Source organism: Acinetobacter ihumii, from assembly GCF_900625095.1.
Taxonomy (GTDB): Bacteria; Pseudomonadota; Gammaproteobacteria; order Pseudomonadales; family Moraxellaceae; genus Acinetobacter; species Acinetobacter ihumii.
In genome coordinates this window covers 2,236,380-2,247,004 of the sequence record NZ_LR130760.1, presented here as the reverse complement: position 1 = coordinate 2,247,004, position 10,625 = coordinate 2,236,380, and the positions used below count along the sequence as shown (strand labels likewise).

Sequence of the window (10,625 nt, the reverse complement as noted above, 5' to 3'; positions counted from 1 at the left end):
GTTTTATTGGTTTGGTTCTAAAGTTTAATATTTTTTTATATTCTATTAAAAATAAAAGTCTATTTTCATTTATATTTATTGTATTTATTTATTTATTTTGCTTTTTTCCTTTGTGGGAAGTCACTCAAATTCGAAGTAGTTTAGCTGTCGGATTTTTTTTAATAGGATTAATACAAAAAAAATATAAATACCAATTAATTATGTTTTTTTGGGCTATTTTATTTCATTATGGTTTTATTTTTGTTGTAGTAATCTATTTATATTCCCAATATTTATATAAGAGGCCTTATGTAGCTATAATTATCACATTAATTCTTATCTCATCTTTTGAGTTTTTTATCGCAAATACCAGATATATGGATTATGATAATTTTTATTTTAAGGAGGAGTTTTCACCAATATCAGCAAAAAATATTTATATATTTTTTACTAGTCTCGCTATTTATTTTTATACATTTATATTTATAAATAATAAATTTGAAAAAAAAAGGTTATTGAGTTTAAGTCTTTCTAATTTGTGTATTTTATTATTTACATCCTATATTGGATTAAATTATGCAAGTATAGCTATGAGATATGCTGATATATTACTTTTTTTATGTTTTTTCTCTTTAGCATGGGTTCCAAGAAATAAAGTTTTTGATACTTATAAAGTGATTACAATTGTTATTTTTGTTCCTTTTTATGTATATACTTACTTTTATTCTATCAATAAACTTTTTAGTTTAGCTTCTTTTATGAGAATTTTTACATGGTAAATATATATGCTGTTGTGGTTACGTTTAATCCTAATATTTCCAATTTGGAAAATTTGATTAAAGATGTATCTATCAATTCGATTAATTTAATCCTAATTGATAATGGATCTGATAATCAGGATGATATTAAGATTTTAAAAAATAACTATTCTATAGATACCATATTTCTTAAACAAAATTTAGGTATAGCAGCCGCTCAAAATATTGGCATAAACTATTGTATAGACAATAATGTAGGTTATATTATTTTCTTTGATCAGGATAGTACTATTGATTCAAACTTTATTTTTCATTTATATGCTGATTATAAGTCTCTTGTAGATCAAGGTATAGCAGTTGGCTTAATAGGTCCTAAATATATTGACCCACGTTTTAATTTTATCTATAGTGTGAATGATGTAACAAAATATGGTATTTTAAAAAAAATTAACTTAAATGAAATGAGTGAAACAACTTCAGTCAAGTTATTAATTTCTTCAGGTTCTTTGATTGCTGTAGATACAATAAAAAAGGTTGGTTTATTACGCGAAAACTATTTTATTGATTGCGTGGATACGGAATGGTGTTTTAGAATCGAGTCTTTAGGGTTCAAAAATTTTGTTTCTAAAAATGCTATGATGTATCATACGATTGGTGATAATTTAGTTACGTTGGGGCCTTTTAAAAGCCCTCTTCATTCGCCTTTTAGGCGTTACTTTATTATACGAAATTCATTTTATATGTTAAAAGAGTCACATATTCCTGTTTTGTTTTCGTTTAGGATGATTTTTTTTAGTTTTTATCAGCAATTCTTAATATTACTACGTGTTAACAAAAGAAGTGAATATTTTAAAGTAATGTTAAAAGGAACTAGAGACGGTTTAAAGTATTTGTTTTTAAAGAGTGAATGAAAATGATTTCTGTTTGTATGGCTACTTATAATGGTGGACCTTTTATTTATGAGCAGGTTGATAGTATATTAATTCAGTTGGGGGTAGATGATGAATTGATTATCTCCGATGATGGTTCAACCGATAATACCATCAATGAAGTATTAAGATTTAAAGATAATCGCATAAAAGTAATAAAGGGGCCAAAACAAGGAATTATAAAAAATTTTGAAAATTCTTTGAAAGCGGCTTCAGGAGATTATATTTTTTTATCTGATCAAGATGATATTTGGCTTCCAAATAAAATAAAGAATTGCATTAATGTAATGCAAGAAAATAAAGAAATTTCACTTGTTGTGACTGACTGTAAAGTGGTGAATAATGACTTGGATGAGATTTATTCATCTTATTTTCGACTGAGAAATTCTAAATCAGGTTTTTTTAAAAATCTTTATAAAGGTGGTTTTCATGGTTGTTGTATGTGTTTTTCTAGAAGTACTCTAGAGAAAAGCTTACCTTTCCCTGATAACATACCTATGCACGACTGGTGGATCGGCTTGGTTGCTGAAATCCATGGTAAGACTTTTTTTCTTAATGAGTGTTATTTACTGTATAGACGTCATGATTTTAATGCTTCGTCAGCTTCTGAAAAAAGTTCAAATAGCCTCAGTCAAATGATTAGCTATAGGTTCATTTTACTGTTAAATATAGTAAAAAGATTTTTTAATACTTAGTGAGAATAATTTATGCATACTTCACCCAATGTTGCTGTGGTTGCTGATTGGTTGGTAACTTATGCAGGAGCTGAACGTGTAATTAGTGAAATGCTTAAAGTATTTCCAAAGTCAGATCTTTTTGCTGTTATTGATTTTTTAAATGATGAAAGTCGTCAGCATTTTTTAGGTAAAAGTGCACAAACAACATTTATTCAAAAATTTCCTAAAGCTGAAACAAAATACCGCAATTATCTTCCATTCATGCCCTTAGCTATCGAGCAGTTAGATGTTTCTGCCTACGATGTCATTTTATCCAGTAGCCATGCGGTCGCTAAAGGTGTACTTACGGGGCCAGATCAATTACACATTAGTTATGTTCACTCGCCTATCCGCTATGCATGGGACTTACAGCATCAGTATTTACGCGAGTTGGGGCTAACGAAAGGCATAAAAGCTATAATTGTACGTTGGTTATTACACAAAATAAGAATGTGGGATTACCGCACTGCCAATGGAGTAGATCACTTTGTTGCAAACTCCAAGTTTATTGCTCGTCGTATACATAAGGTTTACGGGCGCGATGCAGATGTAATTTATCCTCCTGTCGACACAGACCGATTTACACTACGTGAAAACAAAGATAATTTTTACTTTACAGCTTCACGTATGGTGCCATACAAAAAAATTGATTTAATTGTTGAGGCTTTCGCCCAAATGCCAAACAAAAAACTAGTGGTCATTGGCGATGGCCCAGACATGCAAAAAATTAAATCTAAAGCGACATATAATATCGAGATTTTAGGTTATCAACCGAATAGTGTGATGCAAGATCATATGCAGCGTGCTAAAGCCTTTGTATTTGCGGCGGAAGAAGATTTTGGTATTACACCTGTTGAGTCTCAAGCATCTGGTACACCAGTGATTGCTTTTGGTAAAGGTGGGGCATTAGAGACCATAAACTCTATTCACTCTGCAAATCCAACGGGCGCTTTTTTCGATAAACAGGAAGTCTCAAGTGTGATTGCGGCGGTTGAAGACTTTGAGCGAAATTGTGATTTATTTTTGCCAGAAAACTGCCGTAATCAGGCTTTAAAGTTTTCCAATCAACGCTTTCGCAGTGAAATTAACCAGTATGTTCAGCAAAAATGGGTCGCTAAAAAAGAATCGATGTAATATTTATAAATTAGACAATCCAAGCCAAATGCTCGGCTTGGATTGAGTTACTATTTTTTAACAGCGACCATACAAATCTTCAAAACGTACAATGTCGTCTTCACCCAAATAAGAACCAGATTGAACTTCTATAAGCTCTAAAGGAACTTTACCTGGATTCTCTAATGCATGAATTTCACCTAAAGGAATGTACACAGACTCATTTTCAGCCAATAAAAAATTATCTTTACCTTTATGAATACGAGCTGTGCCACTCACCACAATCCAGTGCTCGGCACGGTGATGATGCATTTGTATAGAAAGTTTTTGCCCAGGTTTTACTGTTATGCGTTTAACTTGGTAGCGCTCGGCATGGTCAATACTATCATATTTACCCCAAGGGCGATAAACCTCTCGATGACAAAAGTGTTCAGTTCGATTTTGTTGTTTTAGCGTTTCAACAATTTTCTTAATATCTTGGACTTTAGATTTATCAGCCACTAACACAGCATCTTTGGTTTCTATCACAACTAAGTTTTCTACACCGAGTAAACTAACTAGTCTACTTTCACTATGAATGTAGTTCTTTTCACTATTGATGCTAATTACATCACCTGTAATCACATTTCCTTGAATGTCTTTAGTTTGAATATCCCAAAGGGCAGACCATGAACCTACATCGTTCCAGTTTGCATCTAAAGGAACCACCACTGCGTCAGTCGTTTTTTCCATTACTGCATAGTCAATGGACTCAGAGCGACACTGAGAAAATGCAGATTTATCAATACGAACGAAATCTAAGTCAGACTGAGTATTCTGCATAGCAGCTTGACAAGAGGTATAAATATCTAAAGCATACTTTTCTAGTTCATTTAAATAAACATCTGCTTTAAACATAAACATGCCACTGTTCCATAGGAACTGATGGCTGTCTAAATACTGCTGTGCAGTTTCAAAGTCAGGTTTTTCTACAAAACGTTTTACTTCAAAACCAGAGAGTTTAGCTTCACCTTTTTCTATGTAACCATACCCTGTTTCCGCATGAGTAGGAACAATTCCAAATGTAACGAGCTTATCTTTTTGTGCGAGTTCAACTGCGTTATGAATACTTTGTTCAAAGCGATCTTGTTCTGTAATCACATGGTCAGCCGCTAGAACAAGCATTAAATAATCATCTTGTGATGTGTTAATTTGCGCTTGGTAAATAGCAGCAAGTGTAATTGCAGGAGCGGTATTTTTACCTTCAGGTTCTAAAATAATTTTCGCTTTTATACCAATTTCACGCATTTGTTCAGCGGCTAGAAAACGATGCTCTTCATTACAAATAATAATGGGTTCAGCACAGTCTAAATTTCTTAATCTGAGTAGAGTTGCTTGTAATAGTGTAAAGCCATCGGGCGAGAGTTTTAAAAATTGTTTTGGATATTGAGTTCGTGAAAGTGGCCATAAGCGAGTACCACTACCACCCGCCATAATTACAGGCAAAATCTTTGTTGTCATTGGCAACCTTTATATCATGTTTTTTTGATAAAAAAAAAGTAAAGCTTCAGAGCTCAACGGGTTTAGGATAACTCAAATTTAAACACAGGAATCGAAAATTTTCTGTTAAAGAAATTTAATTTATACATAAAAAATCTAGTCAAATAAGATATGATTGACGATATTATTGGCGCGACGTGTGTTATAGCTAAAATTTGTATTTTTATACATCTTATTAGTGTAAATTTGCAGTATGATAGTGTGAAAGACTATCATACTGTTTTATAAGTAAAAATTAGTAATTATATTAAGGTAAAAGATGGCTTCTAGATTAAATGCATCCTATGTTTCAATGTTACAAAGATTTTGTGATGTCGTTTCAATCTATTTAGGTTTATATTTTTCCTTTAAAGTCAATCACTTGTCTATAAATAACAGTACATTGCTTGCATTTTTAACGATTGTGAGTATATTTCAGCTGTTAGGCGGTGTGACTGACTTCTATCGTTCTTGGCGCGGTATAAGTTTAACCAAAGAATATATTTCATGCTTTAAAAACATTATTTGTAGTGTACTGGTTTTTGGTGTTATTAGCTTTTTCTTTCAAACGCTTAACCTTAGCTTAATTATACAAGCTTCTGTACTCATCATTATATTTATGATGATAGCCCGAGCATCAATTCGTATTCTTTATAATTTATTTTTTTCATTTACCCAGCAAGCTCAAGGGGTCATGGTCATTGGTGACTCTGCTAAAGCCGAAAAACTTTTTTTAGATTTAAGTATATCGAAATGGACGGGGTATTGTCCTGTCGGATTATTTTCATGGCATATCGATTTTAATAATTCTACCTATACAGGTGGCATTCAAGACGCGATAGAAAAAATTCAGTCAGGTGTTGTACGTAAAGTTTATTTAGTGATTGATCAAAAAAATATTCAGCAGGTCGAGTCAGTATTAGAGTTGCTGGCAGATACGACATGTTCTGCAATTATTGTTCCTGATCTATTTTCTTTCGATTTTTTATACTCTCGTGTTGAAGAAATTAATAACACGCCAACTATCCCACTTTTTGACTCACGTATAGACGGTATTAACCGCTTTTTAAAACGTATTGAAGATATTGTGATTGGTTCAATGATTCTTGTTTTAATTTCTCCGATATTACTTATGATTGCCATCGCAATTAAAGCCACTTCGCCAGGTCCTGTTTTGTTTAAACAATTACGTTATGGTCTAAATGGTAAATCTATACGGGTTTATAAGTTTCGTAGCATGAAAGTTATGGAAAATGGCGCAAAGGTCACGCAAGCAACCAAAGATGACCCACGCGTGACTACAGTCGGGCGGTTTATACGACGTACGTCTTTAGATGAGTTACCTCAATTTTTTAATGTGATTTTAGGCAATATGTCCATTGTAGGACCACGCCCCCATGCCGTTGCACATAACGAAGAATATCGTAAACTTATTCCAGGTTATATGCTTCGACATAAAGTAAAACCAGGTATTACAGGGCTAGCACAAATAAGCGGTTGGCGCGGTGAGACTGATACACTAGATAAAATGGAAAAGCGCATTGAATGTGATCTTGAGTATATTCGCACATGGAGTTTGCTCTTAGACCTTAAAATTATTTTTCTTACGGTATTTAAAGGGTTTATAAACAAAGCTGCTTATTAGACCGACATAAAATTACATGAAATGACTAAATATATGCGTTTTAAAAAATTTGATCTTGATAGAATTCAAGCAATTGAAACTTACGATATGTTATATAGACAACATTTTTTAACTTTAACTCATTACTTTGTGTAATTTTATGATCAAAAAAGCAATTTTACCCGTTGCAGGTCTTGGCACCCGTTTTTTACCTGCAAGTAAGTCTATCCCCAAAGAAATGGTGACTGTAGTGGATCGTCCTGCCATTGAATATGTGGTACGTGAAGCGGTTGCTGCGGGTATCGAACAAATTATTTTGGTGACACATTCATCTAAAGCGTCTATTGAAAATTATTTCGATCGTAACTTTGAACTTGAAACGACTTTAGAAGAAAAAAAGAAGTTTGATTTGCTCAAAGAAATTACCGAGATTGTGCCTGAGCATGTCAGTGTGGTCAGTGTCCGCCAGCCACAGCCTTTAGGTTTAGGTCATGCTGTGCTTTGTGCCAAAAGCATCGTTGGTGATGATGATTTTGTAGTTTTATTGCCAGATGTATTAGTGAAAGCAAAATCTGAACAAAATGATTTGACACGTATGATTCAGCGTTATACCCAAGCTTCTGCTGCGCAAATTATGGTTGAAGCGGTGTCTGATGATTTAGTGGATCAATATGGCATTGTGGATGTTGCATTGATTCCTGCAGAAGGTCAAAGCCAAATCATGCAGGGCATTGTCGAAAAACCTGCGGTAGGTTCTGCCCCATCCAATCTCTCAGTGGTTGGTCGTTATGTATTACCTGCCAAGATTATGCAATTACTAGAGCAAACACCTAAAGGCACGGGCAATGAAATTCAACTCACCGACGCAATTGCCATGTTGCAGAAAACAGAACAAGTTGAAGCCTATCGCATGCAAGGACAAACCTTTGACTGCGGCAGCAAATTGGGCTATTTAAAAGCCGTGTTGCATTATGGGATTGAACATCCTAATTTAGGCGATGATTTTAAAACACTGATTCGTGAACTAGATTTTTAAGCAATAATATTTAGGTATAAAACAATGAAGATTGCGATATTGGGGACTACCTTACAGGCTGGCGTATTGGCAGCTTTATTAGCCGAATATGGCAATCAAGTCTATTGGTGCTATCAACATTCGCATTTATCTATAAACATTCAATATCAGGATGAAGAGGTGAATCGTCGTTTAAGTAAACAACGTGAAGCCAAAATGTTGCTACAAAGTACTTTGGTGGATTTGCCTCTAGATATTGATGCCTATCTATTTTGTTATAATCCAGCTGAATTCAAACTTGCTTTAAACACATTAAAAGAACTGGCATTACGCCCGATTATTCATCCAAAACTGATGGTGAATGGTTCAACTTTTGGTTTGCATGGAACGGATAAACTTAAAGCAATTTTACCGAATGATGACTGGGTATATTTTCCTGATGTCATTCAGGAAGGTAATGCGATTAATAGTGTTCTAAATGTCAAACACGTCATTATTGGAGCAGAGGCAGAAGCTGCCAAATTGATGATGGAAGAACTCCTTCGTCCCTTTTTTCGCTATCAAAATCAATATTTATTTATGCCGATTCTGGATGCTGAATTTACTAAATTGAGTATTTCAGGCATGTTAGCAACACGAATTAGCTACATGAATGATTTGGCTTTGGTTGCTGAAAAATTAGGGATTGATATTGCTAATGTAAAACAGGGAATGGGCGCAGATACCCGTATTGGTTCAGCCTATTTATCGGCTGGAATTGGTTTTGGTGGTGAAAATTTCTCGCACGACATTTTAACTTTGTCGAGCGAAGTTTCAAAGACTGGCGCGAAAAGTCGCTTGTTGCAACAGGTCTGGGAAATTAACGAGCAGCAAAAAGAAATTTTGTTTCGAAAGCTCTGGAATTATTACCACTCTGATTTAAAAGGTAAAACGATTGCAATTTGGGGTGCAGCATTTAAAGAAAATACTTCTAGCATCCATAATTCTCCGATTCATGCAATGTTGGCTGCATTATGGGCGCAAGGTGCTAAGGTGAAACTGCATGATCCACAGGCTTTACAAGAAATTTATAAAATGTACGGTGAGCGAGATGATTTGATTTTGAGTCTGGATGCTTATGATGTAGTGCAAAATGCAGATGCACTTTGTGTGATTACCGCATGGAAACAATATTACAGTCCTGATTATAAAAAACTACAGCAAACAATGCGTCATCCCCTTATTCTGGATGGACGTAATCTTTACGATCCTGATTTTGTAAAAGCTCAGGGTTTCGCCTATGAAGGTGTTGGTCGACTATGAATGAAAATATTGAAAAATTTCCAAAGCAAAATAAACAATCAGCAGTAATACAACTTCAATCTCTTGCTGAGAAGATGCAAGACATGCATCTAAATCAATTATTTGAACAACAAAATGATCGATTTGAGCAGTTTTCATTGGGTTGTGATGATTTGACTTTCGATTTTAGTAAGCATCGAGTCAATCAGGAGGTAATACAGTCTTTAGTGGCATGGGCTGAATCTAAGAACTTGGATGAATGGATAAAACGCTTATTTTCAGAAGAAACCATTAATTATACTGAGCAGCGTGCTGCGATGCATTGGGCATTGCGTTTGCCCCAAAATACGGTGCAATTTCCCAAGCTGTCCTACCAAGTGCATCAACAATTGGATCGAATGTTCCAATTGGTAGAGAAGATTCATGCAGGTCAATACCGTGGTGTTACCGGTGAGGTGATTCAGGATGTCGTGAACATTGGTGTCGGGGGGTCGGATTTAGGGCCCCTCATGGTCAATCATGCCTTGTCTGATTTCAAGGTCAAAACAGCAAAGCCATTAAATATCCATTTTGTTTCGACGATGGATGGAAGTCAGTTGTCTGATTTATTACATCAATTACGCCCAGAAACCACGCTATTTATTATTTCATCCAAGTCTTTTGGAACGATTGATACTCTATCTAATGCTGAAACGGCGCGTTTATGGCTGGAAAAGTCCCTAGGCGATCGTCATTGTGTCTTAAAAAGTCATTTTATTGGGGTGTCAACTAAACCTGAAAAAATGACAGAATGGGGAATTCATCCTGACAATCAGTTATTACTGTGGGATTGGGTCGGTGGTCGATATTCCTTATGGTCATGCATTGGTTTACCGATTGCGCTTAAAGTGGGTATTGAAGGATTTCAGGAACTGTTGGCAGGTGCTTATCTGATTGATCAACATTTTCGTCAGGCCCCATTTCATGAAAATGTGCCTGTCATTATGGCATTATTGGGTGCGTGGAATACCAATTTTTTGAAGATGCAAACGCATGCAGTCTTACCTTATGATGGTCGTTTAAAATATTTTGCATCTTATCTGCAACAGCTTGAAATGGAGTCGAATGGGAAGTCGGTACAACGTGATAATCACAAGGTAGCATCGAGTACCTGTCCGATTGTCTGGGGTGAAGTAGGGCCAAACGCGCAGCATGCTTTTTATCAGTTATTGCATCAAGGAACGCATGCGGTGAGTTGTGATTTTATTGCACCGATTCAGCGTTATAATGCCAATCATTTTACCTATGTAGAAAATGCAGATGCGTTAATTGAACAGCATCATTTGGCTTTATCGAACTGTTTGGCACAGTCGCGACTTTTAGCCTTTGGTAATCAGGCTTTGGATCAAAAAGAATTGGAAAATTTACCTGTATATAAACAATATGCAGGTAATCAGCCGAGTTCAACATTTTTAATTCAAGAATTGAATCCAAAGACTTTAGGCATGCTGATTGCGCTGTATGAGCATAAAGTCTTTGTACAATCGGTATTATGGAATATTAACCCCTTTGACCAATGGGGTGTGGAAAAAGGTAAGGAAATTGCCAATCAAATTCTACCGATTTTAAATGGTCAGCAACAACAGACAGCACATCTGGATGCTTCAACGCAAGGCTTAATTGAATTGCTGCTTGGAAATAAAAAGAGTTAGG

The 10,625-nt window shown here is 35.0% G+C and carries 9 protein-coding genes; 8 read left to right on the top strand and 1 reads right to left on the bottom strand.

Annotated elements, in window-relative coordinates; genetic code table 11:
• The 4 genes from E0D95_RS10510 to E0D95_RS10495 form a co-directional block, all read left to right on the top strand.
• Positions 1-758 (top strand): EpsG family protein (locus E0D95_RS10510; protein ID WP_130803784.1); only part of this gene is annotated, 758 nt, incomplete at its 5' end.
• Entirely contained in the window at positions 752-1,648 is an 897-nt protein-coding gene (locus E0D95_RS10505; protein ID WP_130803783.1) for a glycosyltransferase family 2 protein, read from the top strand. The genes E0D95_RS10510 and E0D95_RS10505, both read left to right, overlap by 7 nt.
• Before the next feature lie 17 nt (positions 1,649-1,665).
• Entirely contained in the window at positions 1,666-2,361 is a 696-nt protein-coding gene (locus tag E0D95_RS10500) for a glycosyltransferase family 2 protein (protein ID WP_213073702.1), read from the top strand.
• A gap of 12 nt (positions 2,362-2,373) precedes the next feature.
• The gene (locus E0D95_RS10495) at positions 2,374-3,516 is read left to right on the top strand and encodes a glycosyltransferase family 4 protein (protein ID WP_130803782.1); all 1,143 of its coding nucleotides are present in this window, start codon (positions 2,374-2,376) and stop codon (positions 3,514-3,516) included.
• A gap of 57 nt (positions 3,517-3,573) precedes the next feature.
• On the opposite strand, the gene E0D95_RS10490 is transcribed toward E0D95_RS10495, so the two are convergent.
• Entirely contained in the window at positions 3,574-4,995 is a 1,422-nt protein-coding gene (locus E0D95_RS10490) for a mannose-1-phosphate guanylyltransferase/mannose-6-phosphate isomerase (RefSeq protein WP_130803781.1), read from the bottom strand.
• A 298-nt stretch (positions 4,996-5,293) separates the two neighbouring features.
• On the opposite strand from E0D95_RS10490, the gene E0D95_RS10485 reads away from it, so the two are divergent.
• From E0D95_RS10485 to pgi, 4 genes are all read left to right on the top strand, one after another.
• A complete protein-coding gene (locus E0D95_RS10485) occupies positions 5,294-6,658 on the top strand; it encodes an undecaprenyl-phosphate glucose phosphotransferase (protein ID WP_004994512.1) in 1,365 nt (454 codons plus the stop codon).
• A 139-nt stretch (positions 6,659-6,797) separates the two neighbouring features.
• A complete protein-coding gene (gene galU / locus E0D95_RS10480; protein WP_004994510.1) occupies positions 6,798-7,673 on the top strand; it encodes a UTP--glucose-1-phosphate uridylyltransferase GalU in 876 nt (291 codons plus the stop codon).
• Between the two features lie 24 nt (positions 7,674-7,697).
• Positions 7,698-8,954, top strand: a complete 1,257-nt coding sequence (locus E0D95_RS10475) for a nucleotide sugar dehydrogenase (RefSeq protein WP_004994507.1) — start codon at positions 7,698-7,700, stop codon at positions 8,952-8,954.
• The gene (gene pgi / locus E0D95_RS10470; protein WP_004994505.1) at positions 8,951-10,624 is read left to right on the top strand and encodes a glucose-6-phosphate isomerase; all 1,674 of its coding nucleotides are present in this window, start codon (positions 8,951-8,953) and stop codon (positions 10,622-10,624) included. Before E0D95_RS10475 ends, pgi begins: the two co-directional genes overlap by 4 nt.
• Position 10,625 lies beyond the last annotated feature (1 nt).

What these genes read in the sequence shown, in the direction of transcription:
- E0D95_RS10505 (WP_130803783.1), top strand. Translation starts at nt 752, where the DNA reads ATGGTAAATATATATGCTGTTGTGGTTACGTTTAATCCTAATATTTCC.
- E0D95_RS10500 (WP_213073702.1), top strand. Translation starts at nt 1,666, where the DNA reads ATGGCTACTTATAATGGTGGACCTTTTATTTATGAGCAGGTTGATAGT.
- E0D95_RS10495 (WP_130803782.1), top strand. Translation starts at nt 2,374, where the DNA reads ATGCATACTTCACCCAATGTTGCTGTGGTTGCTGATTGGTTGGTAACT.
- E0D95_RS10490 (WP_130803781.1), bottom strand. Translation starts at nt 4,995, where the DNA reads ATGACAACAAAGATTTTGCCTGTAATTATGGCGGGTGGTAGTGGTACT.
- E0D95_RS10485 (WP_004994512.1), top strand. Translation starts at nt 5,294, where the DNA reads ATGGCTTCTAGATTAAATGCATCCTATGTTTCAATGTTACAAAGATTT.
- galU (WP_004994510.1), top strand. Translation starts at nt 6,798, where the DNA reads ATGATCAAAAAAGCAATTTTACCCGTTGCAGGTCTTGGCACCCGTTTT.
- E0D95_RS10475 (WP_004994507.1), top strand. Translation starts at nt 7,698, where the DNA reads ATGAAGATTGCGATATTGGGGACTACCTTACAGGCTGGCGTATTGGCA.
- pgi (WP_004994505.1), top strand. Translation starts at nt 8,951, where the DNA reads ATGAATGAAAATATTGAAAAATTTCCAAAGCAAAATAAACAATCAGCA.